This is a genomic window from Nonomuraea sp. SBT364 (genome assembly GCF_001083785.1).
Classification (GTDB): Bacteria; Actinomycetota; Actinomycetes; order Streptosporangiales; family Streptosporangiaceae; genus Nonomuraea.
In genome coordinates this window covers 1-26473 of the sequence record NZ_LAVL01000079.1, presented here as the reverse complement: position 1 = coordinate 26473, position 26473 = coordinate 1, and the positions used below count along the sequence as shown (strand labels likewise).

Sequence of the window (26473 nt, the reverse complement as noted above, 5' to 3'; positions counted from 1 at the left end):
GAAAGATCCGCACCCCTCCCAGACTAATCTGGGCCTGTGCCTCCACGTACCGCTGTGTTCTTCCACGCCCACCCCGACGACGAGGCCCTGCTGACGGCGGGCACGATGGCGATGCTCGCGGCCGAAGGGCACCGCGTGGTGCTCGTGGTGGCCACCGCGGGCGAGCGCGGCCTGGCGGAGATGCGGCCCGGCGAAGCGCTCGGCGAGACCCGCATGAAGGAGCTCTACGCCTCGGCCGCCGCGCTCGGCTGCGCCCGGGTCGAATGCCTGGGCTACGGCGACTCGGGGCTGAGCCCGAAGGGCGGCATCGCCGAGGAGCGGCCGGACAACGCCTTCATCGACGCCGACACCGAGAAGGCCGCCACCGCGCTGGCCGACATCCTGCGCGAGGAGCGGGCCGACCTGCTGTCGATCTACGACCCGGCGGGCGGCTACGGCCATCCCGACCACGTGCAGGTGCACCGGGTGGGCAGGCGGGCGGCGGAGATCGCGGGCACGGAGATCGTCCTGGAGGCGACGGTCAACCGCGACCCGCTGGTCAAGCTGCTCAAGGCCGCGGGCAAGGTCTACCGGTTCCCGCCGGAGTTCGACGTGCGGACGTTCGAGAGCGCCTACTCCTCCAGCGAGACCATCACCCACCGGGTCAACGTACGCAGATACGCCAGGCAGAAGCGGGCCGCCATGGAGGCGCACGCCTCGCAGGCGACCGGCGGCGACACCGACCGCACGCTGGCCGTGATGCTCAAGGTGCCGGGGCCGCTCTACCGGCTCGTGTTCGGCACCGAGTGGTTCGTCCGCCGCGACCTGCCGCCGGGCGCCCGGCTGCGTCATCCCTTCGACCGATGGCCGAAATAGTCCCAGGAGCGGGCGCGGCCGCCTCCCGCTACCGGCAGACTGGGTGCCGATGAAGAACAAATGGCTCCAGATCACGCTGTCGGTCCTGTCGCTCGGGCTGGCGGTGCTGCTGGTGGTCTACCTGCCGCAGATCGTGCAGACGCTGACCGGCAAGCCCGTGTCCTGGCGGGAGATCGGCGTCGTGTTCGGCACGCTCGACCTCGGCATGATCTCGCTGATGACGGCCGTCTGGCTGCTGAGCCTGCTCGCCTACACGTTCGTGCTCACCGGGTCGCTGCCTGGGCTGGGCCACACGCAGGCGCTGACGCTCAACGCCGCCGGGAGCGCGGTCAGCAACCTGCTGCCGTTCGGCGGAGCCGCCGGGGTGGCGCTGACGTTCGCGATGACCAGGGGCTGGGGGTTCGGCAACCGGCCGATCGTGGTGATGACGCTGGTCAGCGGGATCTGGAACACGCTGTTCAGGTTCGTCCTGCCGGCCGTGGGCATCATCGCGCTGCTGCTGGCCGGGCAGGCGCCCAACGCGACCGTGGCCAACGCCGGCTGGGTCGGCGCGATCTCCATCCTGGCGCTGTGCGTGGTGGTCGCCGCGGCCCTCTACTGGGACCGGGCCGCCGCCGTGCTGGGCCGTGGGCTGGACTTCCTGGCCCGGCTGGTGCGGCTCAAGGCACGCCCGTCGCAGGCGTTCGAGCGGCTGCGCCACGACACCGCGACGGTCGTGCGGACCCGGTGGCCGATCATGTCGTTCGGCATGGTGTTCTTCCTCGGCTTCCAGTGGGCGATCATGGCCGCCTGCATGCTGGCCACCGGCGCCTGGCCGGGGCTGGCCGAGTCGATCGCGGTCTTCGCCCTGTCGCGGGTGCTCACCGCCGTGCTCGTCACGCCGAGCGGCGCCGGGATCATGGAGTCGGGCGTGGTGGTGCTGCTGACCACGTTCGGCGTGGCCGCCCCGCCGGCGACGGCCGCGGCACTGCTCTTCGGCTTCTGGACTTACACTATCGAGATCCCGTTCGGCGGCCTCGCGCTGGGCGCGTGGGCGCTCCTGCGCAGGCGCAACAGCCGTGGCGCCGCAGCGGATCCCCCGTCCGCGATCTCGAAGGCCCCGCAGTGACTATCCCGAACCCCACACGTAATCAACCCCGGGCCTTGTGCGTGATTCGGAAGCACGCATAGCGTGGCGGCTGACATGGTGGCGTTCCGGGTTCTGGGGCCAGTCGAGGCGTACGAAAACGGCGAACTCGACCTCGGCGGGTTGCGGCAACGGGCCGTGCTCGCCCGGCTTCTCGTGGCCAGAGGCCAAGTGGTGCCCGTCGACACGCTGCTGTACGACCTGTGGGACGACGACACGGCCAAGGGCGCGCAGTCGGGGCTCCAGGTCTACATCTCGCGGCTGCGCCGGGTGCTGGAGCCGGGCCGCCCGCGCGGCGGCCCCAACCGGCTGCTGGTGACCGTCGCCTCCGGCTACGCGCTGCGGGTGGCGCCCGAGCAGGTCGACGCGCTCCGGTTCGAGCAGCTCGTCCGGGCCGCGGGCGAGCACCTGGACGAAGGCGACCCGCAGGCCGCGCGCGGCCGCCTGGAGAAGGCGCTCGGCCTGTGGCGCGGCACCCCCTACTCCGACTTCGCCGACCAGCAGTGGGCCGAGGCCGAGGTCAACCGGCTGACCGAGCTGCGGCTGGTGGCCCGTGAGCGGCACGCCGACACCGGCCTGCGCCTGGGCATGCCCGCCGAGACCGTGCCCGACCTGGAGGCGCTCACCGCCGAGCACCCGCTGCGCGAGGAGGGCTGGCGGCTGCTCGGCCTGGGCCTCTACCGGTGCGGCCGGCAGGGCGACGCGCTCGCGGCGCTGCGCAGGGCGCGCGGCATCCTGGCCGACGAGCTCGGCATCGACCCCGGCCCGGCGCTGCGCAAGCTGGAGTCCGACATCCTCGCCCAGGCGCCGGGGCTGGAGCTGGCCCCGGCGCCCCGCCCGTCGCGCCCCGTGCCGGTCGCCGACACCTGGCCGCCCCGGCCCGCCACCCCGATCGAGCCGCCGCCGCTGGAGCCCGAGCCGTTCGTCGGCCGCGACGCCGAGCTGTCGAGGCTGACCACGGCCGCCGCCCGCACCGGCCGCTTCCAGGTGGCGATCGTCACCGGCGTCGCCGGCGCGGGCAAGACCACGCTGCTGCGCCAGCTGGAGAGCAGGCTCACCGCCGACGGCTGGATGACCTCCTCCGGCGCGTGCCCCGACTCCAGCGCCACCCCGCCCGGCTGGGCCTGGGTGGAGATCCTGCGCGCCCTCGTCGGCGCGACCGGCGCGGGCGAGTACGCCCAGCTCCTGGCCCCGCTGCTGGACGACGCCGCGCCCGATCCCGACGACGACGAGGTGTCCGGCGGGTTCCGGCTGCACCGGGCCGTCGGCGGCTATCTGGCGGGCGTGGCCCGCCGGGCCCCGGTGCTGCTCACGCTGGAGGACCTGCACTGGGCCGACGACCAGACGCTGGCGCTGCTGCGCGCGCTGCCGAGCCTGCTGGCCACCAGCCGGGTGCTGCTCGTGGTCACCTGCCGCGAGAGCGAGCTCGACGACCGGCAGGCCGACGTGCTGGCCGCGCTGGCCAGGCTGGGCCCGGTGCGGGTCGGCCTGTCCGGGCTGGCCCCGAAGGCCGTGGCCGAGCTGGTCAGAGCCACCTGCGTACGCGAGATCGACGAGGACGCCGTCGAGTCGATCGTCGAGCGCACCGGCGGCAACCCGTTCTTCGTCCGCGAGACCGTACGCCTGCTCGACGCCGAGGGCGCGGCCGACCGGGCGAGCGCGGCCGAGGTGCTGTCGCGGGTGCCCTCCGGGGTGCGTGACGTGCTGCGGCGGCGGATCTCCCGGCTGCCCGCCGGCGCGCAGCAGATCCTGCTGCAGGCCGCCGTGATCGGCCGTGACGTGGACGTGGACGTGCTGGTCGACGTGGCCGGCGACGAGGACGCCGTGGTGGAGGCGGTCGAGGCGGCGCTGCTGGCCGGGCTGGTGACCGAGCCAGGTCCCGGGCTGCTGCGCTTCGACCACGACCTGGTGCGCGACACGCTTTACTCCGACGCCTCGCGGCTGCGCCGCACCCGGTTGCACGCCGCCGTGGCCGCGGTGATCGAGCGGCGCGCGCCGTCCGACGTCGCGGCGCTGGCCCACCACTATTTCCTGGCCGACGCCGCCGACAAGGCGGTGCACTACGCGGGGCTGGCCGCCGAGCAGGCCGAGCGGCGTTTCGCGCACCGCGAGGCGGCGACGCTGTGGGAGCAGGCCATCGCCGCCTTCGACCGCACCGGCGGCGACACCAAGCAGCGGCTGCAGCTCATGCTGCGCCGGATCAAGGCGCTGGCGCTGTGCGGCGACATGACCGCGGCCCGGCTGCTGCGCCGCGAGGCGATGGACGCCGCGCTGCCGCTGGGCGACCTGGAGCTGACCGCGCGGGTCGCGGCGGCGCTCGCGGTGCCCCACAAGGGCATGGCGCGTGACTTCACCCGCACCGCGTGGGAGATCGTGGACGTCACCGAGAAGGCGCTGAGCGAGCTGCCCGAGGGCGAGCAGTCGCTGCGCGCCAGCCTGCTCACCACGCTGGCGCTGGAGCTGGAGGGCTCCTCCTCGCCCGAGCGGGGGCGGCAGGCGTCGCTGGAGGCGCTGGAGGTGGCCCGGCAGAGCGGCGACCCGGTGCTGATCGCGGTCGCGCTGAGCGGGCGGCTGCGCCAGTCCTACGACATCCCGGCCGTCGACACCCGCGAGAGCATCGGCCGCGAACTGCTCGACGTCGCCCAGCGCTCGGGACAGATCGCCACCCAGGCGCTGGCCCACCTGGTGCTGCTGGAGTGCGCGGCCGCGCGGGGCGAGTTCGGCGTCGCCGACGAGCACGCCGCCGCCGCCGACCGGCTCGCCCGGCAGTACGACCTGCCGGCCCCGGCCGCCGTGCACGCCTGGTACTCCGGGCAGCGGCAGATGATCGCCGGCGACTACGCGGGCGCCGAGCGGGCCTACCGCGACGCGGCCCGGATGACGGCGCGGGCGGGCATGCTGGAGGGCCGCCAGGACCTGCCGCTGATCACCACGTTCTGCCTGCACCTGGTCGACGGGCGGGCCGCCGAGACGGTCGACCTGCTCGCCGAGAAACACCAGGGCGGCGCCAAGTGGACCCTCGACGCCTACGCGCTGGCGCTCGCCTCGGCCGGGCACCTCGCCGACGCCAAGGCGGTCGCCGCCGTCCGCCCGCCGGTGCGTCCCGACTTCCTGTACGAGCTCGCCATGACGTGGCGGGCGCTGGCCGGGATGCTGCTCGACGACCGGGAGCGGATGGTCGACTGCTACGACAAGCTGAAGCCGTTCGCCGACCGCATCGCGGGCGCCGGCACCGGGGTCGTGGCGCTGTGGCCGGTGGCGCTGACGCTGGGCGACCTCGCGATCCGGCTCGGCCAGCCCGCCGCCGCGCGCGAGCACTACGGCAAGGCGCTGGAGGTGGCCCACCGGGTCGGGGTGCCGCGCTGGGTGGAGGCGGCGCAGCGCTCGGTCAGCAGCTCACCTGGAAGCGGTCGCTCTTGACGCTCTCGCGGCCCTCGGCCTTGAGCTCGACGCGATACCAGCCGGGGTTGGCGGAGACGGCAGGGTCCCACACGGCGTTCTCCTCGGCGCCCGCGAACCCGGAGTAGTGCACCAGGTAGGTGCGCCAGCTGTTGGTGCCGGGGTTCCAGCGGGCCAGCCGCCAGCGGTAGGAGACGGTCGCGGCCGGGTCGGGGTTGACGATCACGGTGCGGGCCAGGAAGGTCTTCAGGCAGCCCGGCGCGGTGTCGAGGGTCCCGACGGTGATCTCGCCGGCGACGGCGGCGGGCAGCTCGCGCGCCGACAGGGTCACGGCCTGGGCGGGGACGGGCGGGGGCACGGGCGCGGAGCTGGCGGCGCCGTAGGCGGACAGGCCCGCGTAGGCGGCGGTGAAGGCGAGGGCCGCCACGAAGAACTTCGCCGCGCTCGCCGTGCCGGTGGCCAGAGCCGTTCGGCTTCTCGTCGTCATGGTCAACACCCCTCTTCGCTCACCGTCAGAGTGGGGCATGAGCATTGAGCGCGGCTTGTCACGCGCTTGCAACCCGCCTGTGGCGGTAACGTGAAGGGTGAACTAAGGTAAGCCTGACCTAATGGTTTGGCGTGGGGGGAGTCGGCTCATGGCATCACGCGTCCTCGCCGTCCCCGCGCCTGCCGACCCCTTCCTGCTCGGGCTCCCCTATTGGCTGGTCGGGGCGATCCTGATCCTCGCCCTGTTCGGAGCGTTCCAGGTCTACTACTGGGTGGGCCGCAGGCTCGGCGAGAAGCTGTACGAGTCGCGCGTCGGCGTCAGGGTGGGCCGGGAGCGGATCGAGAAGGTCGAACGCGTGGTCGAGCGGTGGGGGGCGTTCGCCGTCTACGGCTGCTTCTGGGTGCCCATGCTGCGGCACACGCTGCCGTGGGTGGCCGGGGCGCTGCGGGTGTCGTATCCGTGGTACGTCGTGGCCAGCGCGCTCGGCTGCCTGACCTGGGCGCCGATGTGGTGGTTCGGGCTGACGGCGCTGGTCTGGGGCTGGTTCCAGCTCGCCGCGTCCTCGCCCGTCACGGCGGGGGTGCTGGCCGTGGCGGCCGTGGCCGGGGTCGTCGCGCTGGTGGTGCGGCGCAGGAGGAAGCGCACCCTCGTGGGCTGACGTTTTCCGGTTGTTTTCCCCTTTCGGGGTGGGTTCGGCGCGCCTCCGGGTTGTTCTGATGTCACCATGTTCGGCATGCGAATCGCGGCATGCATAGGTTCAGCCCTGCTCGTCCTGATAGCCGGTAGTCCGGCGTACGCGGCCGACGCGCCTGCGGTGAAGGCGAAGGCCGCCTACGTCGTCGACTCGGCGGGAACGATCCACTTCGACAAGCGGGAGACGGCCCGCCTGCCGGTCGCCAGCCTGGTCAAGGTGATGACCGCCTACGTGGTGCTGCGCGAGGCCCGGCTGGGCGACACGGTCACCGTGACCGCCGCGGACGTGCGCCACGCGAAGAGCAACGGCGCCACCACGGCGGCGCTCGGGAAGGGCGAGCGGCTCACCGTCCGGGACCTGCTCCACGGACTCATGCTGCCGTCGGGCGCGGACGCGGCCAACGCGCTGGCCCGCAGGTACGGGCCGGGTAAGGCGGCCTTCGTGCGCAAGATGAACGCCACCGCCCGTTCGCTCGGCCTGGACGACACCCGCTACACCAACGCCGACGGGCTGCCCGAGCCGGCCCTCGGCGGCTACTCGACGGCCGTGGACCAGGTCGAGCTGGCCCGCCGGGCGCTGGCGAACCCGGTCTTCCGCACGATCGTGGGCCGCGAGGTGCACCGGGTGCCGAAGAGCGCCGTGCACCGCGCGCACACCTGGCGCAACACCAACAAGCTGCTCTCGCAGGCCGACGACGTGGCCGGCGTCAAGACCGGCTACACCCGCGCGGCGGGCTTCTGCCTGCTGTTCGCGGGTGAGCGGGGCGGCAGGCAGGTGATCGGCGTGCTGCTGAACGACCAGAACGAGCGCCGCTTCAGCACCGCGGAACGGCTGCTGGACTACGCCGGCAGCCAGATCACCATCGGCTGACCGGCATCCCCGGGCAGGCGGGGTCGAGCCTGTCGGCCGTCACCCGGAGCGTGTAGGCGAGCCGCACCCGGACGCGCCGCCTCTCCGTGAAGGACTTCACCGGCGCGTCCGGCAGCGCCTCGTGAAGCGTGCTCGCGTGCCCCATCGCGGTTCGGTGAGCCAGAACCTGCATGGCGTCCATGAAACCTCCTTAATCAATTAAGACCTTAATTGATTAAGAGGGCTCCCGCAAGGGACTCCGATACGGTTGGACGATGGCCAAGGTGACGCTGCAGACGATCGCCGACAGGGTGGGCGTGTCGCGGGCCACCGTGTCCTACGCCTTCTCCCGGCCCGACCAGCTCAGCGACGGGCTGCGCCGGCGCATCCTGGAGGTGGCCGACGAGCTGGGCTACGCCGGGCCCAACGCGACGGCGCGCTCCCTGCGGCGGGGCCGGGCCGGCGCGCTGGGCCTGCTGTTCAGCGAGACCCTTCCCTACGCCTTCGCCGACCCCTACGCCGTCGGCTTCTTCCAGGGGCTGGCCGCCGCCGCCGAGGACGCGGGCGTCGGGCTGCTCATCCTGCCGCTGCCGCACGGTGAGCGGCGCACCGTGCCGGTGCGTGACGCGGTGGTCGACGCCTTCTGCGTGGTCTCGCTGCCCGACGGGCATCCCGCACTGGCGGAGGTGCTGGCCAGGAAGCTGCCCATGGTGGTCGTCGACGAGCCGTACGTGCCGGGGCACCCGTTCGTCGGCATCGACGAGCCCGCCGCCGGGGCGCTGGCCGCGGGGCACGTGCTGGAGCTGGGCCATCGGCGCATCGGGGTGGCGATGGTGGGCCTGCACGACGACGGCCGCACCGGCTGGGCCGACCCGGCGCGGCAGCGGGCGGCGCCGTTCGAGGCGATGCGGGGCCGGCGGGCCGGCTACGAGAGCGCCTGCGTCGCGGCCGGCCTCGACTGGGCCGGCGTGCCGTTCTACGAGCTGTCGAGAAACTCTCGGGCGGCGGGCAGGGAGGCCGGGCACGCGCTGCTCCGCGCCGAGCCCCGGCCGACCGCCGTCCTGACCAACACCGACGTGCTGGCGCTCGGCATCCTCGACGCCGCCGCCGACCTGGGGCTGCGGGTGCCGGAGGACGTGTCGGTGGTCGGGTTCTCCGACAGCGCGGCGCAAGAGGCCGGGCTGACGACGATCCGCCAGGCCAAGCAGGAGATCGGCGAGAAGGCGGGACGCCTGCTGCTCTCCGATCCGCCACCGGCCCCCGAGCGGCTGATCTTCCCGCATGAGCTGATCGTGCGCTCGTCGACGGCCGCTCCGCACTGAAATTTCAATGAAACTCCGGACCCGGGACTCCACTAAAAGGGATACTTTCTCCCTAATACCCCATTGACGCCACCCTGGCGGCGACGTAAGTTCACTGAAAAGCCTCCGAAAATCGCAATCGCGCGAGGAGACGTGTGAACACGATCGCGTTCATGGGCGCCAACTTCGTCACCCGGGAGACCGGCAACCGCATGCCCGAACCCGGCTGGGGGGAGGCGGACCGGGTCACCAACGAGCGGTTCGCCCCGCTAGACGGGTTCGCCGAGCGGTTCGGCCGGATCGTCGCCGAGGTCGGGGAGCTGGGCTTCACCTCGATGGACGTCTGGACCGCCCACCTGAACCCCGCCTGGGCCACCGACCGGCATCTGGAGATCGCCGCCGGGCTGCTCGCCGGCCACGAGCTGTCCGTACCCAGCCTGGCCGGGTCCGCCGGGGCGGACGTGGAGTACTTCCGCGGCCTGTGCCGGATCGCGAGCGCCGTCGGCGCCCCCGTCATCGGCGGGATGGCGCCCGTGCTGCGCACCGACCGCGAGGCGGTGGTGGCCGCGCTGGAGGAGCACGACCTCAAGCTCGGCGTGGAGAACCACCCCGAGCGCACCCCCGAGGAGTACCTGGAGGCCATGGGCGACGACGCCGGGGGCCGGATCGGCGCGGCGCTCGACACCGGCTGGTTCGGCACGCACGGCTACGACGCCGCCGACGCGATCAAGGAGCTCGGCGACCGGATCTTCCACGTGCACCTGAAGGACGTGGCCGCGCCCGGCGGGCACGACACGGTGGCGCTCGGCGACGGCTGCGTGCCGGTGCGGCGGTGCGTGGAGGAGCTGCGGCGCATCGGCTACACGGGCACGATCAGCATCGAGCACGAGCCCGAGGACCGCGATCCGATCCCCGAGGTGCTGACGTCGCGGGAGCGGCTGCGGCAGTGGCTGGAGGCGTGAGCATGGAGACCACCGGAGTGGCGATCGTCGGCTGCGGCAACATCGCCCAGCGCTACGCCGCCGACCTCGCCGGATATCCCGAGATCGAGCTGCGCGGCGTCCAGGACGTGGACCCGGCGCGGGCCGAGGCGCTGGCGGCCGTGCACGGGGTGCGCGCCTACGGGTCGCTGGACGAGCTGCTGGCCGACCCCGGCGTCGCGATCGTGGTGAACCTGACCGTGCACCACGCCCACTACGAGGTGATCCGCCGCTGCCTGGAGGCGGGCAGGCACGTGCACAGCGAGAAGCCGCTCGCCCTGCGCTACGAGGAGGCGGCCGAGCTGGTCGAGCTGGCCGGCAAGAGCGGGCTGCGCCTGGGCGGGGCGCCCGCCACGTTCCTCGGCGAGGCCCAGCAGGACGCGCTCAGGCTGCTGCGCGAGAACGCCGCCGGGCGGCTCAGGCTCGTCTACGGCGAGGTCAACTGGGGCCGCATCGAGACGTGGCACCCGGATCCGGTCGGCTTCTACGAGGTGGGGCCGCTGTTCGACGTGGGCGTCTATCCGCTGACGATCGTCACGACGGCGCTCGGGCCGGCCAGGCGGGTGACCGCGTTCGCCTCCGTCGTGCGTCCGGACCGGGTGCGGCTCGACGGGCGGCCGTTCACGATCACCACGCCCGACTACGTGGTGGCCAACGTCGAGTTCGACGGGGGCGTGCTGCTCCGGCTGACCTGCGACTTCTACGTGCCCAACCGCGGCACCCGGCAGCAGGGGCTGGAGTTCCACGGCGACACCGGCTCGCTGCTGCTGCACTCCTGGCACGACTTCGACTCCGTCCTGGAGATCGCCGCCTTCGGGGAGACGCCGCGTCCGGTGGAGCTGTCGCGGACCCCGTTCCCTGGCGTGGAGTGGGGCAGGGCCGTGCGGGACATGGCGGCGGCCATCCGCGAGGACCGGCCGCACCGGGCCACCGGGCGGCAGGCCGCGCACGTGGTGGAGATCCTCTGCGCCATCCGCGCCTCCTACGAGCAGGGCGGGCCGGTCGAGCTCACGTCGTCGTTCGAGCCTCCCGCGCCCCTGGATGGGTACGCCTGATCTGGACGAGGGGAGCACGATGCCGATCAGAGTCACCGTCTGGAGCGAGAACTACCACGAACAACGCGAAGAGGACGTACGCCGCCGCTACCCCGACGGCATCCACGGCGCGATCGCGGCCGGCCTGACCGGACGACTCGGCGACGGGGTGCGGGTGCGCACCGCCGTGCTCGACGACCCCGAGCACGGCCTGTCCGACAAGGAGCTGGCCGGGACCGACGTGCTCACCTGGTGGGGGCACATGGCCCACGAGGAGGTCGCCGACGAGGTCGTGGCCCGGGTACGGCGGCGCGTGCTCGGCGGCATGGGGTTGGTGGTGCTGCACTCCGGCCACTACTCCAAGATCTTCCGCAGCCTGATGGGCACCACCTGCAGCCTCAACTGGCGCGACGCCGGCGAGCGCGAGCTGGTATGGACGGTCGCCCCCGGCCATCCCATCGCCGAGGGTGTGCCGCGTCCGCTGGTGATCGGGGAGCAGGAGACGTACGGCGAGCCGTTCGGCATACCCGAGCCGGACGAGCTGGTGTTCGTCAGCAACTTCAGCGGCGGCGAGGTGTTCCGCAGCGGCTGCTGCTACACCCGCGGGCTGGGCCGGATCTTCTACTTCAGCCCCGGCGACCAGAACTATCCCGTCTACCACGACCCGGACGTGCACCGGGTGCTCGCCAACGCGGTGCGCTGGGCGGCGCCGTCGAGCCCCGTCGGCGCGCCGCTGGACAACGCGCACACCCCCATCCAGTGGTAGGGAGACCCATGACGTTCGACACCATCGACGCGGACCGGCCGCTGAAGGGCGTGGTGGTCGGGGCCGGGTTCATCGGCGGCCAGTGGGCGCCTGAACTGCTGGCCCACCCCGGCACCCGGCTCGTCGGCTGGGTGGACGTCGAGCCCGGCCGGGCCCGCGCCGCCGCCGCCAAGCTGGGCCTGGAGCGGTTACCGGCGGGCACCTCGCTCACCGCCGTGCTCGACGGCGAGGAGCCCGACTTCATCGTCAACTGCACCGTCCCCGAGGCCCACCACGACGTCACCGTCACCGCCCTGGAGCGCGGCGTGTCGGTGCTCAGCGAGAAACCGATGTCCGTCACGCTCGGCGAGGCCCGCGACATGGTCGCCGCCGCCGACCGGTCGCGGCGGCTGTTCACCGTCAACCAGAACCGCCGCTACATGCCGGACCTGGTGGCCTTCCGCCGCACCGTCGCCGAGCTGGGGCCGCTGGGCATGCTGGCGTCGGAGTTCTTCATGCCGTACAAGGGCGCGGAGTTCCTCGGCGTGCTGGAGCATCCGCTGCTGCAGGACATGGCGATCCATCTGTTCGACGCGGCGCGGGCCGTCTCGGGCACCGATCCGGTGGCTGTCTACTGCGAGTCGTTCCGGCCGCCGTGGACGTGGTACCCGGGCGCGTGCTCGGCCATGGCGATCTTCGAGATGACCGGCGGGGTGCGTTACTCGTTCACCGGGAGCTGGTCGGCACCCGGCGCGCCGACCTCGTGGACCGGCGGCTGGCGCGCGTCGGGCGCCAGGGGCACGGCGCTGTGGGACGGCGGCTCCCCGCCCACCGTGTCCGCCGCCGCCGGAGAGTCGCTCAAGGCGCACCGGTCCGAGCCGGACCCCTACCCCGAACGGCCCGGACGCTTCACCGGGCTGGCCGAGGGGCTGGCCGAGTTCGTCGACGGGCTGCGCACCGGGAGCGTGCCGCAGGGCGAATGCCATGACAACATCCGCAGCCTGGCGATGGTGACCGCCTGCCTGGAGTCCGTACGCACCGGGACCCGGGTGGTGATCTAGGAGTTGCGGGAGAGGGTCGCGGTGACCGTCTTCGCGACCTTCTCCACCACCTTGACGCCCTCGCCCATCGACGCGTGCCGCTCGGAGACGACGGCGATCAGGTAGTCGTGGCCGTCGCCGCGCACCCGCCCGACGCTGTTGACCGTCCACCGGCCGCCGTGGCGCGGCCTGGGCAGCCAGCCGTTCTTCAGCGCCACGTCGGTCCCGCCCACGGCGGCGCTGACTCCCCACGCCTGCTCCGGCGCCACGTCCTTCATCAGCCCCAGCACGTAGCGGCGGTGCCGGGCGGACAACGGGCTCCTGTCCGACGTGAGCGCCCGCAGCAACCGCACCTGGTCGGCGGCGCTCGTGCTGGTGGCACCCCACGCGCCGCCGGGGTCCGGCGCCGTGGCCCGCAGGCCCAGTTTCCGGTTCGCCGCGGCCAGCCCGGCCGCCCCGCCGACGGCGTTCCACAGCGCGGTGGCGGCGTCGTTGTCGCTCACCCGGACGGCCCGCCCGGCCAGCGCCCGCTCCCGCGCGCTCAGCCGGCGCCGCTCGCGCTGCGCCCTGAGCAGCAGCGCCATCACCAGGTTCACCTTGACGATGCTGGCCGTGGCCGGGCGCAGGCTCGTGTTGTACGAGAACGCCAGCCCCGTCGTGAGATCGCGCACGGCCACCGACACGCGGCCCGCCCGGCCGTCCAGGTAGCGATCGAGCGCCCGGCTCAGCCTCTTGCGCTCGGCCGCGCCGAACGTCTTACGCTCGGCCGCGCCGAACGACGTCCGGGCGGCCCGTTCCGGCTCGGCGGTCCGGGCCGCGGGAGGAGCCGCCGCCGGCACCGGGACGGCCTCCTCCACCGGCATGACTCCCTCCAGCGGCACCGAAGCCGTCACACTCGCCAGGACCGCGACCACCGCCGCCCCTCGCAGGACCGGAAACCTCATGATCGGCAGCTTTCCGGCCTGCCCGTTTCCGCGGCGTTTCCGCCTCTGTTGCCCTATCCGCCCCTGAAGCCCTAATGTCGCGGCTTGTGAAAATTCGCGTGATCGCCGCGCTTACCGCCGCCGCCCTTCTGCCGTTGACCGGCACGGCCGCGGCTTCGTCCGCACAGGACCCCGTCGAGGGCACCGAGCTCACGGAGAACGCGCTCTACGAAACAGGCGCCCTGCCCAAGAGTAAATGCGCTGAAAAGCCCGTTAAGCGCAACAACAAGCCGATGGCCAGGGCCTATGTCAACGCCGTGGCCGCCTGCCTGGACAAGACCTGGAGCAAGCACCTCAGGGACGCGGGAATCGACTTCCAGAAACTCCGCGTGAAGCACGTGAACAAGGTGCCCAAGAAGTACTGCGGCCACGAGGTCGGCAACGACAATTCCCAGGCTTACTACTGTGACGAGAATCGCACGCTGATCGTCCAGCTGGGCAAGGACTGGCTCGGCCAGCCGCACGACCTCTGGCTGTTCACCACGACAGCCAGGATGTACGGGCTCCACATCCAGAACATGGCGGGCATCACCTCGGCCCTGTCCGAGGAGACCTATGACGACGACGCCGAATGGCAGGAGCAGAACCGGCGCTACAGCCTGCAGTCCGACTGCTTCGGCGGCGCGTTCGTGAAGAGCGTCTGGCCGCTCAAGGGCCGTTCGAGCAAGGACTGGACAGCCATGCTGAACCAGCTCATGGGCGACGAGCCCGGCGGCGAGCGCTGGTACGGCAAGACGTCCAACGTCCGGGCCTGGATGAAGCGCGGCTTCGCCACCGGTGACCCGGGCTCGTGCAACACCTGGGCGGCCTCGTCGTCGAAGGTCGCCTGACCGCGACCGTCAGGACTTGCCCTCGATCGCCCGGTGCCGGAACGTCCGCGCGCCGGCGCGATGCACGGCGGCCTTGACCAGGCCGAACAGCGCGCCCTGGATCGCGGCGGCGACGAGCACTTCCGTCCAGCCGCGTTCCAGGTCACCGGCGTCCGGCGCGTCGTCGTCGCCGGACACCAGCTTCCACGTCCGCTTGAACATCGCGGCGGCCAGCGCGCCGCTGAGCATTCCCGTCCCCACTGACAAGACTTTCTCCACACCATGCATAGATATGCCCATGCCCGGTGTGAAGCGTCTAAACGGTTCGCATCAGCCCGTGGCAGGCGATCGCGGCGGCGGCCACGACGTTCAGCGAGTCGACGCCGGCGGCCATCGCCGACGGGCTCATCGCGATGCACACCGCCTCGTCCGCCTCGTGCAGCCAGCGCGACGACAGGCCGTCGCCCTCCGCGCCGAGCAGCAGCGCCACCCGGTCGCCCAGCTTGACCGTGTCGATCGGGGTGACGGACTGGTCGGGGGTGAGCGCGAGCGTCTGGAAGCCTGCCGCGCGCAGCTCGTCGAGGCCGGTGTACCAGTTGTCCATCCGCGCGTACGGGATGGAGAAGACGGCGCCCATCGAGACCTTGACGGCCCGGCGGTAGAGGGGGTCGGCGCAGCGGGGCGACAGGACGACGCCACCGACGCCCAGGGCGGCGGCGCAGCGGAAGATCGCGCCGACGTTGGCGTGGTCGACGATGTCCTCAAGGACGACGACGCGGGCGGCCGGAGCCAGCACCGTGCCCAGGGCGGGCAGGGGCAGCCGGGCCATGGAGGCCAGGGCGCCCCGGTGGATCTCGAAGCCGGCGACGCCCGACATGATCTCGTCGCTGACGACGTACACGGTGGCGTCGCCGAGGACGTCGGCGAGGGGCTGGAGCCAGCGGCGGGTCGTCAGGACGGAGCGGATCGGGTAGCCGGCGGCGATGGCGCGCCTGATCACCTTCTCGCCCTCCGCCAGGAACAGGCCGCGCTCGGCTTCGAGGCTCTTGCGCAGCTCCACGTCGCGCAGCCGGGTGTAGTCGGCCAGCCGGGGGTCGGCGGCGTCGGTTACGTACTCAAGCACCTTCCGATACTGCCATGAGCCGCCTGACCTGCCAGACGACCGCATAGCAGGCGAGCACCAGGCACAGGCCGATGACGGTGCCCGCGCCCACCTTGGTGATCACCGAGGGCAGGCCGTAGGCCGGGTTGGGCTCGTCCACCATCGGCCAGACGAACGCGCCGGTCAGGATGCCGGCGACGCCGCCGGCCAGCACGGTGCCGCGCATGCGCGCGGAGACGCGCAGGCGGCCGGGGACCGGGGCGGGCGGCAGCGCCGCCAGGCCGCGCCAGGCCCACCACACGACGACGGCCAGGCCGACGGCCGACGACAGGTACTGCAGCACGCGGAACAGCGGCAGCACGCCCAGGACGGAGACCCCGAGCCAGTGGCCCCACTCCCCCGGACCGGTGGAGTGCGTGAACGAGTCCCACAGGACGTGCGTGCCCGCGCCGATCAGCGCCCCCGCGACCATGGCGGGCAGCCTGGTCAGCAGCTCCCGGCGGCTCGGCAGGAGCGTCGCGGCGCGCCCGGCGAACGCGGGCGGGAGCAGCCCGATCAGCGGATCGCGCAGCAGACCGTGGAAGAGCACCAGCAGCGCCAGCACCGCCGCCAGGTCCACGGTGACGACCCCCTGCCAGGAGTGCCAGTCGCTGTAGTCGGGCAGGAACGGCAGGAAGATCGGCAGGTCGGGCACCATGGCCCCGACGGCCAGCGCCCACGGATCCGCCAGCCTGCGCATGCGCGGTGACGACACGAGCGGCAGCACCGCCGCGATGTGACTGGGCGTGAACGGCATCGGCTCCCCATATCCCATGGATGATCACTGCACACTACCCGCGAAGCTTGAACATTCTTTGCCGCGAGCCTCTAAGGTCACGATTGGTAATGGGTACGGCACAGAGTGCTGTCGACGGCCGGAAGCCGGAATGCGGAGGTTCAAGGTGCCTGACCAGCGGGTTCATGCGCATCCGGCCGCGTCAGCCGACTGGATCCGGACTGCGCGGCTGGCGCGGTCACTCTCCGTGGTCACCATCGTGTGGCTGGCGGTGGAGAGCTCGCTCGGGCTGGCGGCCGGGCTGGCGGCGCATTCGGTGGCGCTGATCGGGTGGGGGCTGTCGGCTCTGGTGGAGGTCGCGGCGAGCCTGATCGTGGTGTGGCGGTTCACCGGGACGCGGACGCTGTCGGCGAGCGCCGAGCATCGGGCACGGCGGGCTATCGCGGTGAGCTTCTGGCTGCTCGCCCCCTATCTGATCATCCACGTGGGTCACGACCTGGATGCCGGGCATCGGGCGGTGCCGAGCGTGCTGGGCATCGTGGTGACGGCGGTCAGCCTGGTCAGCATGCCGATCCTGGGCCTGGTCAAGCGGCGGCTGGCCAAGCGGCTGGCCTCCGGGGCGACGGCGGGCGAGGCCGCGCAGAACCTGATCTGCGGCGCGATGGCGGCCGGCGTGCTGGCCGGGTTGTGGGCGGGCACGATCGGCTGGTGGTGGGTCGATCCGGCGATGGCGCTCGCGCTCGCGGTGGTCGCCGTCCGTGAGGGCTGGCGGGCGTGGCGCGGTCACGCATGCTGCCACTGAACGCTACAGAGCGTTATTAGCGCACCAAAACAGGTGGTTTGCCACAGCAAGCACACCGAGTATCGTTCCCCGAGTATTGCGGAGCATCACCGGTTAGGGTCTCCGGAAGGTTTTCAAACACACACCAAGAGGACATCGTGGGGCGACACCGCACAGACGAGTTCGATGGCGGCTACCGAGCCCAGGATCCACCCCCCAGCAGAAGACGAGCGAGCCGCGGCCGCGGCCGGGTGCTCGTCCCGCTCGCGGGAGCCGTGGCGCTCGCCGTGCTCCTCGGTGTGGCCGCGTTCGTCATCTTCAACCGGGAGCACGACTGCTCCAGCGGCAAGCTGCCGCTGGCCGTCGTCGCGACGCCGGACATTCAGCCGGCCCTGAACAAGATCGCGGGCAACTACAACAAGGCCCTGCACTCGATCGACAGCAAGTGCGTCGAGGTCACGGTGGCCAAGGAGAGCGCGACCCGGTCGGAGAACGCGCTGACCGCCGGCAAGTTCAAGGGCGACGTCTGGGTGGCCGACTCCAGCCTCGTGGTGAACCGGGTGCGCACCCAGGAGTCGGTCACGCTGCCCGAGCCGGCGGGCTCGGTCGCCGCCTCGCCGGTGGTGCTGGCCACGGCCGAGAGCTCGGCGGCCAAGCTGGAGGGCACGCTCAAGCCGAGCTGGTCCGGCATGGTCGCGGCCTCCAACGTGGCGAACGTCGACGGGCCGGGCAAGAAGGTCCGAGTGCTGGCCCTCGATCCGCAGAAGAACTCCGCCGGGCTGGCGCCGCTGCTGGCCGCGGCCGGCACCGCCAAGGCGGCCAAGCAGGAGAAGGCGCTGGTGGGCGCGCTCAAGGAGCTGTCGGGGCAGCTCGTCGCCGACCCCACCGCGCTGCTGGCCAGCCTCACCGTGAAGTCCGGTGACCGGGTGCCGATCGGCGTCACGTCCGAGCAGGCGATTCACGTACACAACACGAAAAAGCCGGACACGCCGGTGGTGGCGCTGTACCCCAGCGAGGGCACGCTGAGCCTGGACTACCCGCTGACCGTCGTCACCAAGGACGCCGAGAAGCTGAAGGCGGCCGCCGACTTCCGTCAGGAGCTCGGCAAGGAGTCGGCGCTCAAGGTGCTGCGCGCCCAGGGCTTCCGCAGCCCCGACGGCAAGGCGAGCGAGACGCTGTCGGAGTCCAAGGGCTTCACGCCCGCGCCTCCCAAGGCCATGCCGGCGCCGGACGTCAAGACCGTCGCCACCATGACGCAGACCTGGTCGCGGCTGAACCTGGGCACCCGGCTGCTCACGCTGCTGGACGTGTCGGGCACGATGGCGCTGCCCGACCCCGGCACCGGCCTGACCCGCATGAAGGCCATCAGCAAGATCGCCACCGAGGGGCTGGCGCTGTTCCCGCCGGACTCGGAGATGGGCGTGTGGAAGTTCTCCACCCATCTGGACGGCCGGGGCAAGGACTACCAGGAGGTCGTCTCCGTCGGCCCGCTGGCCGAGAGCATCGACGGCGCGCTGCGCAAGGACGTGCTGGCCCAGCAGCTGTCCACGGTCGAGGCCAAGGCGACCGGCGACACCGGGCTGAACGACTCGCTCAAGGCCGCCTACACGCACATGACCGAGACGTACAAGCGGGACAAGATCAACACGCTGCTGATCCTGACCGACGGCGCCGGCAACGACGACCCCGACGGCGGCGTCACCAACGCGCAGATCCTCGACTACCTCAAGACGGCCTACGACCCGGAGCGGCCGGTGAGCATCCTGCTCATCGCGTTCGGGCCGGAGGCGCAGGCGGGCAAGCGGCAGATGGACGCGGTCGCCAAGGCGACGGGCGGCGAGGCGTACATCGCCAAGGACCCGCTGCAGGTCCGCGACTTCTTCCTGCAAGGCATGGAGCGCCGCATCTGCTCGCCCAATTGCGATGGTTGATGCCTGTTCGGCATGAATGAGGGCCCGATCGTCAACCCGCGGGGAGGAGGCGGGCGTCCTACCGCGGTGGGGACGTCCTGCAACCCGCGGGGAGGGTACTCGTGCCTGGATGGCCGACAGTCGATCGCGCCGACGACCGGCAGCTCGTGGCGGTGCTGCGCCACGCCGATCCGAACGGCCCCGACCGGCTGTACGGCGCCTACGCCGAGCGCCTCTACGACTACGCCTGCTCGCTGCTGGGCGAGTGCGACGGCGCGGCGGACGCGGTGCACGACGCGCTGGTCACCGCGCAGGGCCGCGCCGAGCGCCTGCGCGACGCGGTCCGGCTGCGGGCCTGGCTGTACGCGCTGACCAGGTTCCAGGCGGTGGCGCGGCTGGGGCACCGCGGCGCCGAGCGGCCCGCGCGTCGGATGCTCGACGAGCCGGACGACCCGGAGCTGACCGCCCTGGTGCACGAGACGCTCGGCGAGCTGCGCGGGCCCGAGCGCGAGGTGCTGGAGCTGTCGGTGCGGCACGGGCTGACGCCCGCCGAGGTGAGCGGGGTGCTCGGCCTGACCTCGCGGCAGGCCGCCGGGCGGCTGACCAGGGCCCGCACCCAGCTGGAGAACACCGCCGCGGCGGTGGTGCTGGCCAGGACGGGGCGGGCGCACTGCCCGGACCTGTCGGCGATGGTGGACTCCTGGGAGGGCCCGCTCACGCCGCTGCTGCGACGGCGGCTCGCGGGGCACATCGCCGGCTGCGAGGTGTGCACCGAGCGCAGGCAGCGCGCGGTCTCCGCGGAGCGGCTGCTCGACCTGGTGCCCGTGGCGTTCCCGCCGCTCTCGCTGCGCGAGCGGGTGATCGGCACCTGCCTCGACCCGGAGCAGGACGCGACCCGCACGCTGATCACCGATCGCGGTGACAGCTTCGACCGGACCGGCTTCCCGGTCGCCCCCCAGCACCGGTCGCGGCGGCGCAGGCCGCGCAGGCTCGCCCCGGCGCTGCTGGCCGGCGCGCTGCTGATGGCCGGGACGAGCGTGACGGTCGCGCTGAGCAGCCAGGAGGGCGCGAACACCGCGCTGCGCGCGCCGGCCCCCGCGGCCCCGCCTCCCCCCGACGAGGACTACGCCGCCGACAGCCCGGAACCCGGCGCCGAGACCGATGCCGAGCCCACGCCCGGCGAGTCCCCGACCACCGGCGCGACCACCGGCGGGACCACCGGCGGGATCGCCACGCCGCCCCCGACCCGGCGTCCCGCCGTCGGCGTGGCCACCACCCGGCCGGCCGCGATCGAGGGCGCGGCGCAGGTCCGGCTCCGTGCCCGCAACGCCGCCATCACCTGGGACGCCACCGCCACGAACGGCCTGGGAGTCCATCCGGCGAGCGGGACGATCAAGGCGGGCGCGTCGGCGGCCGTGTGGGTCACGGTGGACGACCCCGGCCTGCCAGGCGGCGGCACGGTGTCGTTCACCTCCAACGGCGGCGCCGTGACCTGCGCGCTCACCTGGGAGGGGCAGCCGGGCCGGCCGTCGGAGCAGCCGGACGAGGAGCCGACCCCGTCGCCGGAGCCGTCCAGCACACCGACGGAGACCCTCGCAACAGTTATGTGAGAAAGCTGCGAATTACCGGCTCAGGCCGATGCCGCTGTGACAAATAAGGCATCCTGGTGTGCTTGTGGAGCACGTCGGGGACCCGGAGCTCGTTGACACTGTGTTGAACTTCACATGGGAACCGGTAAACCTGACTGTGCCGCCAAGCGTCGGCGTTGACGCGTACGCGCACGGATTGATCCCATGAAATGGCGATCACGTCGGGAACCGGGAGAGACACAGCAGATGCTCAAGCACCGCAGAGCGCTCACATGGCTGCTCGCGCTCGCCTGCATCGCGGGAGCGGTGATCGCGCTCTTCGACATCGACACGCCGCTGCGCCCGCTTCTGATCTCCATGTTTCTTCTCTTCGTGCCGGGAGCGGCCGTCGTCGGGCTGTTGCGTGATCGTGACCCTCTGGCTGCACTATCGGTAGGAGCCGCCGCGAGCCTCGTGCTCAACGTGCTGCTGGCCCAGGCCATGCTGCTCTTCGACGCGTGGTCGCCCCGGGCCGGTGTGGCGACGATCGCCGTGCTCGGCGGGTTCATGTACGTGCTTCGCGTGCTCTACCGGGGGAAGAACATGCAGACCGAACAGGGGGCCGGCGCAAGGTGAGAATCGATGTCGTCCGCCCCGCGGAGCTGGGCGCCCCCGAGCGGGCCCGCTGGCGCGAGTTGCAGAAGGCCGACCGGAGCCTGGACAACCCCTTCCTCTCGGTCGAGTTCGCCGTCGCGATGGACCGGTTGCGCGACTACGTGCGCGTGGCCGTCCTGCGGGACGGCGGCCGGATCGCCGGCTTCTTCCCGTACGAGAGACACAGCTTCGGGATCGGCAAACCGCTCGGCGGCTTCCTCACCACCTGTCACGGCCTGATCGCGGTCCCCGACCTGGCGATCGACGCGCGGGCCCTGCTGCGGGCCTGCAAGCTCACCGTGTTCGACTTCGACCACCTGGTCGCCGGGCAGCCGACGTTCGCCCCCTTCGAGAGCGACGTGCGGCCGGCCCCGGTCATGGACTTCACCTCCGGCTTCGACGCCTGGATCGAGCAGGTCAGGGCCAACTCCCCGAAGAACCTGAAGACCGTTCGCTACAAGGAACGCAAGCTCGGCAGGGAGCAGGGCGAGCTCCGATTCGAGTGGGCGTCGGCCGACCCCGGGGTGCTGCGCACCCTGCTGGCCTGGAAGTCCGACCAGTATCAGCGGACCGGCCGGGTCGACAGGTTCGCGCAGCCGTGGATCGTCGAGCTGACCGACCTCATGCACGCCGAACGGTCCGACGACTTCTCCGGCGTGCTGACCATGCTCTACTCGGGCGACGTACCCGTCGCCGGCCACTTCGGGTTGCGCACGGCCACGACGCTCGTGGGCTGGTTCCCGGCCTACGACACCGAGTTCGCCCGCTACTCCCCCGGGATCGTGCACCACCTGCAGATGGCCCAGGCAGCCGCGGCCAGCGGATTGCACATGGTCGACATGGGCAAGGGCGGCAAGGAGTACAAGGACTGGCTCAAGAGCGGAACCCTGTACGTCGCCGAAGGCCGGGTCTCCCGCCCCTCCCCGGCCGCCGCGGTGCACTGGATGGGGCGGACCCCCTTCAACAAGGCCCGAACAATTGTCCTGGACCGACCGTCTCTCTATAAGGCAGCCGATCGAGTCCTCAAGGGTTTCGGTCGTATGCGCAGATCGATCCAGCAAGACGTGAAGGAACCGACCGGAGCAGGCTGACCCTCGCACTCAAACCACCCCCCGGCACCAGGCAGCAGCAGACCCCCAGCAAAGCCCTCACTTGGACGCACCGATGCACCGTTCGCCCCAGCAGCCATTCCCGCAGCACCCGGGAACAACTGTCACAGCGTTGCACCGGTAGCGCCCCGGAAGGATTAACCTCGCCATGAGTCCCGAGTCCGTCAAGCACAACGGCAAGGCGCAGATCACGCCCTTGCGCTCCATGCCGCCCCTCGAGCGGTTCACACCGGTCACCCCACATCTGGCCATCTCACCGACGGTGAGTGTTGTGGTGCCGGCGATGAACGAGGCGGAGAACCTGCCCCACGTGTTCGCCACCCTGCCGCAGTGGATCGACGAGATCGTGCTCGTGGACGGCAACTCCGTCGACGACACGGTGGCCGTCGCCCGCCGCCTGCGGCCGAACGTGAAGATCGTAACGCAGACCGGCAGGGGCAAGGGCGACGCCCTGGCCGCCGGGTTCGCCGCGTGCACCGGAGACATCATCGTGATGATCGACGCCGACGGCTCCACCGACGGCCACGAGATCATCTCGTTCGTGGGCGCGCTGGTCACGGGCGCCGACTTCGTCAAGGGCTCGCGCTACGCGGCCGGCGGCGGCAGCGACGACCTGACCTTCAACCGCCGCTTCGGCAACAGGATCCTCACCGGGATCGTCAACAAGATGTACGGCACGTCCTACACCGACCTGTGCTACGGCTACAACGCCTTCTGGGCGCGTCACCTCGACGTGCTCAACCTCGACTGCGACGGCTTCGAGGTGGAGACGCTGATGAACATCCGCGCCGCCAAGGCCGGGCTGAAGGTGCACGAGGTGCCCAGCCACGAGCGCAACCGCATCCACGGCGAGAGCAACCTGCACGTGGTGCGCGACGGGCTCCGGGTGCTCAGGACCATCCTCAGCGAGTGGCGCCGCCAGCCCGCGCCGCCACGCCCGGAACCCGCCAGGAAACCCGCCGCCGACCGGGGCGTCGCGTAAGCCTGAGCGCCTGAAGGATGCGTCGTGAACACGTCTGTCGTCATCTGTGTCTACACCGAGGACCGGTGGGAGGACATCAGGCAGGCCGTCGAGTCGGTGGAGCAGCAGAGCCGCCGCCCGTACGAGCTGATCCTGGTCGTCGACCACAACCCGGACCTGCACCTGAAGCTCAAGCGCGCCTACCCCGGCGCGATCGTCGTGGCCAACACCCACGAGCAGGGGCTGTCCGGCGGCAAGAACACCGGGGTGGCCACGGCCACCGGTGACATCGTCGCGTTCCTCGACGACGACGCGGTCGCCGATCCCGGGTGGCTGGAGGCTTTGGAGGAGGGCTTCCAGGATCCCGGCGTCGTCGGCGTGGGCGGTCGCACCGAACCGATCTGGGCGTCCGAGCGCAGGCCGCGCTGGTTCCCGCAGGAGTTCGACTGGACGGTCGGCTGCACCTACCGCGGCATGCCCGCGGTCCGGGCGCCGATCCGCAACGTCATGGGAGGCAACGCGGCCTTCCTGCGCCAGGTGGTGTCCGAGGTGGGCGGGTTCCACAGCGGCATCGGGCGTAGCGTGCAGGGCCGCAAGTCGCGCCCGCTCGGGTGCGAGGAGACCGAGTTCTGCATCCGGCTGAGCCAGCGCAAGCCCGGCTCGGTCATGCTGTTCGAGCCGAGGGCGCTCATCGGGCACAAGGTGTCCAGGCAGCGGGAGGGGTTCGCCTACTTCCGCTCCCGCTGCTACGCGGAAGGGCTGTCGAAAGCCCTGGTCACCCAGGAGGTCGGCACCCAGGACGGACTGTCCAGCGAGCGGGCGCACGCGCTGAAGACGCTGCCGCTCGGCGCGCTGCGCGGCCTCGGCGAGGCGGTGAAGGGCGATCCCGGCGGGCTCGGCAGGGCCGGCGCCATCGTCGTCGGCCTGGCCTGGACGGCCTGGGGCTATCTGGTGGGTTCCGTACGTCTCAAGGCGGTGCGGTCATGATCCGGGTGCCGATCCTGATGTATCACTCGGTCAGCGACCGGCCCAACGACGAGACCCGGCCGCACTCCGTACGGCCCGGCGACCTGGACGAGCAGCTCGCCTACCTGTCGGAGGCCGGGTTCAGCCCGCTCACGCTGGGCGACCTGGTCGCCGCTCTGAACAAGAACAACGGGCGGTCGCTGCCCGCCAAGCCGGTGGTGATCACGTTCGACGACGGCTACGCCGACTTCCACGGCCGGGCGCTGCCGCTGCTGGACAAGCACGGCCATCCCGCCACGGTCTTCCTGACCAGCGGCTGGGTGGCCGACGCCGGCGACGACGCGGCGGGCCGGCCGCTGGACGACATGCTGACCTGGGGCCAGGCACGCGAGGCCGCGCAGAGCGGCATCGAGATCGGCGGCCACAGCCACAGCCATCCGCAGCTCGACCAGCTCCCCACCGAGCAACTGCGCCAGGAGCTGCGGCGCAACAAGGGCCTGCTGGAGGACACCCTGGGCACCCCCGTCGCCACCATGGCCTACCCCTACGGCTACTCCAGCGCCCGCGTGCGCCGGGAGGTGCGCAAGGCCGGCTACTTCGCCGCCTGCGCCGTCGGCAACACGATCGCCGCCGACCGGCACGACATGCTCGCCATCCCCCGCCTGACGGTCGCCAGGCACACCACGATCGGCATGTTCAAGCGGGCGGTCGAAGGCACCGGCGTACCCCTGATCTACCTGCGCGAACGCATCCTGACCAAGGGCTACGCCGTGGTCAGGCGCACGCGCTACGGGCTGCGACGGGTCCGCGGGGATGTCTAGCCTCCGGCGGAGGGTGCTGCTCGACCTCCGCAATCCGCTGTTCAGGAACGGCTACGCGCTGATGGCCAACACGGGCATCACGGCGGTGCTCGGAGCCGGCTACTGGCTGCTCGCGGCGCACTACTTCTCCGAGGAGGAGTTCGGCCGCGGCCAGGCGGTGATCACGCTGATGCGGCTGTTCGCGTCGCTGACCGCGCTCGGCCTGGTGGGCGCGTTCGCGCGCTTCCTGCCGGTGGCGGGCCGCCGCACGCCCGAGTTCATCCTGCGCGGGTACGGGATCGCCGCCGCCACCGGTGGCGCCGCGGCGGTCGGCTTCCTGCTGACGTTGCCGCTGTGGGGCGAGACGTACTCGGTGCTGGCCGGGTTCGGGCCCGGGCTGTTCTTCCTCGCCGCGGTCGTCGTGTGGGCGGTCTTCACGCTCCAGGACGTGGTGCTGACCGGGCTGCGCAACGCCACCTGGGTGCCGTTCAACAACCTGATCTTCGGCCTGGTCAAGATGGGGCTGCTGGTCACCCTGGCGGGGGCGCTGCCCGACGGCGGCATCTTCGTCTCGTGGGTGGTGCCGACCGCGATCGCGCTGATCCCGGTCAACTGGCTGATCTTCGGGGTGGTGGTGCCGCGGCACGTCCGGCAGACGGCCGGACCGCACCGCGAGGCACCCCGGCTGCGCGAGGTCGGCCGGTTCCTGGCGGGCGACTTCCCCGGCACGCTGTCGGTCCTGGCGATCGTCTACCTGGTGCCCGTGGTCGTCGCCACGCGGGTCGGGGAGGCCGTGTTCGGGCGCTTCTCGATGGCGCACACGCTGGGGTGCATGATCGAGCTGCTGGCCATGAACATGGCCGTGTCGTTGACCGTCGAGGGCTCGTTCGACCGGTCCCAGCTGGCCGCCAACTGCCGCAACGCGCTGCGGCGCGCGCTGCTCGTCATCGTGCCGATCATCGTGATCGCAAACGTGGCGGCGCCGTTCATCCTGCACGTCTTCGGGGCCAAGTTCGCCGACGAGGGGACGATGCTGCTGCGGCTGATGGCGCTGGCGGTGCTGCCCCGGGTGCTGATCGAGATCTACCTCAGCGCGTTGCGCGCCCGGAGCGAGGCGCGCAAGCTTGCCACCGTGCAGATCGGGCTGGCGGCGCTCGTGCTGGTGTCCATCGCGGCGCTGTTCCCCTTCGCGAGCGTGAACGCGGTGGGGTACGGGATGCTTCTGAGCCAGACGGTGGTCGCACTTTTGATCTTCGGAAAACTCCGCAAAATTCTTAAATACGGCGAAACCCGGCAGTTGGACGTCGCTCATGGGTCGCCCGGGGCTCCATGATGGTCAACGTGAGGCAACGGGACGGCGATGGAATGACAGCGGGGATCACCGGCTCTTCCGGCGTACGGGGGGACACGGGAGAGGAGTCGGAGGTGCCTTTCGATCCGGAGGCGACGGGCGTCATCCCGCGCCTGGATCTCACCTCCCCCACGGCTAGCCCGTCGGCCACCCCCTCGGCCACTTCCGAGGCCGCCCCCGGCACTCCCCAGGCC

Annotated in this window: 26 protein-coding genes; 20 read left to right on the top strand and 6 right to left on the bottom strand. The window is 71.7% G+C overall.

What is annotated here, in order from left to right; all coding sequences use genetic code 11:
- The first annotated feature begins 36 nt into the window (after positions 1 to 36).
- From ADY59_RS28745 to ADY59_RS28735, 3 genes are all read left to right on the top strand, one after another.
- On the top strand, positions 37 to 855 hold the full coding sequence (locus ADY59_RS28745; RefSeq protein ID WP_231618938.1) for a PIG-L deacetylase family protein: 819 nt from the start codon (positions 37 to 39) through the stop codon (positions 853 to 855).
- 49 nt (positions 856 to 904) lie between these two features.
- Positions 905 to 1963 (top strand): lysylphosphatidylglycerol synthase domain-containing protein, encoded by a 1059-nt coding sequence (locus ADY59_RS28740; protein WP_049568306.1) that lies wholly within the window; start codon positions 905 to 907, stop codon positions 1961 to 1963.
- 63 nt (positions 1964 to 2026) lie between these two features.
- Complete coding sequence (locus ADY59_RS28735; RefSeq protein WP_231618937.1) at positions 2027 to 5401, top strand: BTAD domain-containing putative transcriptional regulator; 3375 nt, start codon at positions 2027 to 2029, stop codon at positions 5399 to 5401.
- Here the strand turns inward: ADY59_RS28735 and ADY59_RS28730 are convergent.
- A complete protein-coding gene (locus ADY59_RS28730; protein WP_156325796.1) occupies positions 5370 to 5867 on the bottom strand; it encodes a hypothetical protein in 498 nt (165 codons plus the stop codon). The genes ADY59_RS28735 and ADY59_RS28730 overlap by 32 nt on opposite strands.
- Before the next feature lie 148 nt (positions 5868 to 6015).
- On the opposite strand from ADY59_RS28730, the gene ADY59_RS28725 reads away from it, so the two are divergent.
- Positions 6016 to 6525: a DedA family protein gene (locus ADY59_RS28725; RefSeq protein WP_231618936.1), complete on the top strand. Its 510-nt coding sequence runs from the start codon at positions 6016 to 6018 to the stop codon at positions 6523 to 6525.
- 75 nt (positions 6526 to 6600) lie between these two features.
- The gene (locus tag ADY59_RS28720; RefSeq protein WP_156325795.1) at positions 6601 to 7431 is read left to right on the top strand and encodes a D-alanyl-D-alanine carboxypeptidase family protein; all 831 of its coding nucleotides are present in this window, start codon (positions 6601 to 6603) and stop codon (positions 7429 to 7431) included.
- On the opposite strand, the gene ADY59_RS28715 is transcribed toward ADY59_RS28720, so the two are convergent.
- Positions 7418 to 7612, bottom strand: a complete 195-nt coding sequence (locus ADY59_RS28715; protein WP_049568245.1) for a hypothetical protein — start codon at positions 7610 to 7612, stop codon at positions 7418 to 7420. The genes ADY59_RS28720 and ADY59_RS28715 overlap by 14 nt on opposite strands.
- 73 nt (positions 7613 to 7685) lie before the next feature.
- On the opposite strand from ADY59_RS28715, the gene ADY59_RS28710 reads away from it, so the two are divergent.
- The 5 genes from ADY59_RS28710 (at position 7686) to ADY59_RS28690 (ending at position 12531) form a co-directional block, all read left to right on the top strand.
- Positions 7686 to 8732 carry a LacI family DNA-binding transcriptional regulator gene (locus ADY59_RS28710; RefSeq protein ID WP_049568242.1) on the top strand — a complete coding sequence of 349 codons (1047 nt, stop codon included), beginning with the start codon at positions 7686 to 7688 and terminating at the stop codon, positions 8730 to 8732.
- A gap of 134 nt (positions 8733 to 8866) precedes the next feature.
- Complete coding sequence (locus tag ADY59_RS28705; protein ID WP_049568240.1) at positions 8867 to 9673, top strand: sugar phosphate isomerase/epimerase family protein; 807 nt, start codon at positions 8867 to 8869, stop codon at positions 9671 to 9673.
- Positions 9674 to 9675: 2 nt separating this feature from the next.
- Positions 9676 to 10746: a Gfo/Idh/MocA family protein gene (locus ADY59_RS28700; protein WP_049568237.1), complete on the top strand. Its 1071-nt coding sequence runs from the start codon at positions 9676 to 9678 to the stop codon at positions 10744 to 10746.
- Positions 10747 to 10765: 19 nt separating this feature from the next.
- Positions 10766 to 11491: a ThuA domain-containing protein gene (locus ADY59_RS28695; protein ID WP_231618935.1), complete on the top strand. Its 726-nt coding sequence runs from the start codon at positions 10766 to 10768 to the stop codon at positions 11489 to 11491.
- Between the two features lie 8 nt (positions 11492 to 11499).
- Positions 11500 to 12531 carry a Gfo/Idh/MocA family protein gene (locus ADY59_RS28690; RefSeq protein WP_049568231.1) on the top strand — a complete coding sequence of 344 codons (1032 nt, stop codon included), beginning with the start codon at positions 11500 to 11502 and terminating at the stop codon, positions 12529 to 12531.
- Here the strand turns inward: ADY59_RS28690 and ADY59_RS28685 are convergent.
- Entirely contained in the window at positions 12528 to 13454 is a 927-nt protein-coding gene (locus ADY59_RS28685; protein ID WP_063780809.1) for a serine hydrolase, read from the bottom strand. The genes ADY59_RS28690 and ADY59_RS28685 overlap by 4 nt on opposite strands.
- A 74-nt stretch (positions 13455 to 13528) precedes the next feature.
- Here ADY59_RS28685 and ADY59_RS28680 point away from each other — a divergent pair, with 74 nt between their 5' ends.
- Positions 13529 to 14323 carry a neutral zinc metallopeptidase gene (locus ADY59_RS28680; RefSeq protein ID WP_082310483.1) on the top strand — a complete coding sequence of 265 codons (795 nt, stop codon included), beginning with the start codon at positions 13529 to 13531 and terminating at the stop codon, positions 14321 to 14323.
- 9 nt (positions 14324 to 14332) lie between these two features.
- On the opposite strand, the gene ADY59_RS28675 is transcribed toward ADY59_RS28680, so the two are convergent.
- From ADY59_RS28675 to ADY59_RS28665, 3 genes are read right to left on the bottom strand one after another with little or no spacing between them, the layout of a single operon-like run.
- Positions 14333 to 14563, bottom strand: a complete 231-nt coding sequence (locus ADY59_RS28675; protein WP_231618941.1) for a DUF4235 domain-containing protein — start codon at positions 14561 to 14563, stop codon at positions 14333 to 14335.
- Positions 14564 to 14618: 55 nt separating this feature from the next.
- On the bottom strand, positions 14619 to 15425 hold the full coding sequence (locus ADY59_RS28670; protein WP_442937741.1) for a TrmH family RNA methyltransferase: 807 nt from the start codon (positions 15423 to 15425) through the stop codon (positions 14619 to 14621).
- Positions 15418 to 16218, bottom strand: a complete 801-nt coding sequence (locus tag ADY59_RS28665) for a DUF4184 family protein (RefSeq protein ID WP_231618934.1) — start codon at positions 16216 to 16218, stop codon at positions 15418 to 15420. The genes ADY59_RS28670 and ADY59_RS28665 overlap by 8 nt, the downstream gene beginning before the upstream one ends.
- Before the next feature lie 208 nt (positions 16219 to 16426).
- On the opposite strand from ADY59_RS28665, the gene ADY59_RS28660 reads away from it, so the two are divergent.
- From ADY59_RS28660 to ADY59_RS28620, 9 genes are all read left to right on the top strand, one after another.
- Entirely contained in the window at positions 16427 to 16981 is a 555-nt protein-coding gene (locus ADY59_RS28660) for a cation transporter (RefSeq protein ID WP_231618933.1), read from the top strand.
- A 230-nt stretch (positions 16982 to 17211) separates the two neighbouring features.
- Entirely contained in the window at positions 17212 to 18891 is a 1680-nt protein-coding gene (locus ADY59_RS28655; RefSeq protein WP_049568215.1) for a substrate-binding domain-containing protein, read from the top strand.
- 101 nt (positions 18892 to 18992) lie between these two features.
- Positions 18993 to 20480 (top strand): sigma factor-like helix-turn-helix DNA-binding protein, encoded by a 1488-nt coding sequence (locus ADY59_RS28650; protein ID WP_049568212.1) that lies wholly within the window; start codon positions 18993 to 18995, stop codon positions 20478 to 20480.
- Positions 20481 to 20705: 225 nt separating this feature from the next.
- Complete coding sequence (locus tag ADY59_RS28645; protein WP_049568209.1) at positions 20706 to 21074, top strand: hypothetical protein; 369 nt, start codon at positions 20706 to 20708, stop codon at positions 21072 to 21074.
- Entirely contained in the window at positions 21071 to 22183 is a 1113-nt protein-coding gene (locus ADY59_RS28640) for a GNAT family N-acetyltransferase (RefSeq protein WP_049568208.1), read from the top strand. Before ADY59_RS28645 ends, ADY59_RS28640 begins: the two co-directional genes overlap by 4 nt.
- Before the next feature lie 166 nt (positions 22184 to 22349).
- A complete protein-coding gene (locus ADY59_RS28635) occupies positions 22350 to 23183 on the top strand; it encodes a glycosyltransferase family 2 protein (RefSeq protein WP_082310482.1) in 834 nt (277 codons plus the stop codon).
- 24 nt (positions 23184 to 23207) lie between these two features.
- Positions 23208 to 24149 (top strand): glycosyltransferase family 2 protein, encoded by a 942-nt coding sequence (locus ADY59_RS28630; protein ID WP_049568205.1) that lies wholly within the window; start codon positions 23208 to 23210, stop codon positions 24147 to 24149.
- Positions 24146 to 24949 (top strand): polysaccharide deacetylase family protein, encoded by an 804-nt coding sequence (locus ADY59_RS28625; protein ID WP_049568202.1) that lies wholly within the window; start codon positions 24146 to 24148, stop codon positions 24947 to 24949. The genes ADY59_RS28630 and ADY59_RS28625 overlap by 4 nt, the downstream gene beginning before the upstream one ends.
- Before the next feature lie 13 nt (positions 24950 to 24962).
- Positions 24963 to 26261 carry a lipopolysaccharide biosynthesis protein gene (locus tag ADY59_RS28620; RefSeq protein ID WP_049568200.1) on the top strand — a complete coding sequence of 433 codons (1299 nt, stop codon included), beginning with the start codon at positions 24963 to 24965 and terminating at the stop codon, positions 26259 to 26261.
- The last annotated feature ends 212 nt before the right edge of the window (positions 26262 to 26473 follow it).

Bases quoted from the DNA above. Each gene is read 5' to 3' on its own strand.
- ADY59_RS28740 (WP_049568306.1), top strand. From the start codon at position 905: ATGAAGAACAAATGGCTCCAGATCACGCTGTCGGTCCTGTCGCTCGGG.
- ADY59_RS28730 (WP_156325796.1), bottom strand. From the start codon at position 5,867: ATGACGACGAGAAGCCGAACGGCTCTGGCCACCGGCACGGCGAGCGCG.
- ADY59_RS28725 (WP_231618936.1), top strand. From the start codon at position 6,016: ATGGCATCACGCGTCCTCGCCGTCCCCGCGCCTGCCGACCCCTTCCTG.
- ADY59_RS28720 (WP_156325795.1), top strand. From the start codon at position 6,601: ATGCGAATCGCGGCATGCATAGGTTCAGCCCTGCTCGTCCTGATAGCC.
- ADY59_RS28715 (WP_049568245.1), bottom strand. From the start codon at position 7,612: ATGGACGCCATGCAGGTTCTGGCTCACCGAACCGCGATGGGGCACGCG.
- ADY59_RS28710 (WP_049568242.1), top strand. From the start codon at position 7,686: ATGGCCAAGGTGACGCTGCAGACGATCGCCGACAGGGTGGGCGTGTCG.
- ADY59_RS28700 (WP_049568237.1), top strand. From the start codon at position 9,676: ATGGAGACCACCGGAGTGGCGATCGTCGGCTGCGGCAACATCGCCCAG.
- ADY59_RS28695 (WP_231618935.1), top strand. From the start codon at position 10,766: ATGCCGATCAGAGTCACCGTCTGGAGCGAGAACTACCACGAACAACGC.
- ADY59_RS28690 (WP_049568231.1), top strand. From the start codon at position 11,500: ATGACGTTCGACACCATCGACGCGGACCGGCCGCTGAAGGGCGTGGTG.
- ADY59_RS28685 (WP_063780809.1), bottom strand. From the start codon at position 13,454: ATGAGGTTTCCGGTCCTGCGAGGGGCGGCGGTGGTCGCGGTCCTGGCG.
- ADY59_RS28680 (WP_082310483.1), top strand. From the start codon at position 13,529: ATGTCGCGGCTTGTGAAAATTCGCGTGATCGCCGCGCTTACCGCCGCC.
- ADY59_RS28665 (WP_231618934.1), bottom strand. From the start codon at position 16,218: ATGGGATATGGGGAGCCGATGCCGTTCACGCCCAGTCACATCGCGGCG.
- ADY59_RS28645 (WP_049568209.1), top strand. From the start codon at position 20,706: ATGCTCAAGCACCGCAGAGCGCTCACATGGCTGCTCGCGCTCGCCTGC.
- ADY59_RS28635 (WP_082310482.1), top strand. From the start codon at position 22,350: ATGAGTCCCGAGTCCGTCAAGCACAACGGCAAGGCGCAGATCACGCCC.
- ADY59_RS28625 (WP_049568202.1), top strand. From the start codon at position 24,146: ATGATCCGGGTGCCGATCCTGATGTATCACTCGGTCAGCGACCGGCCC.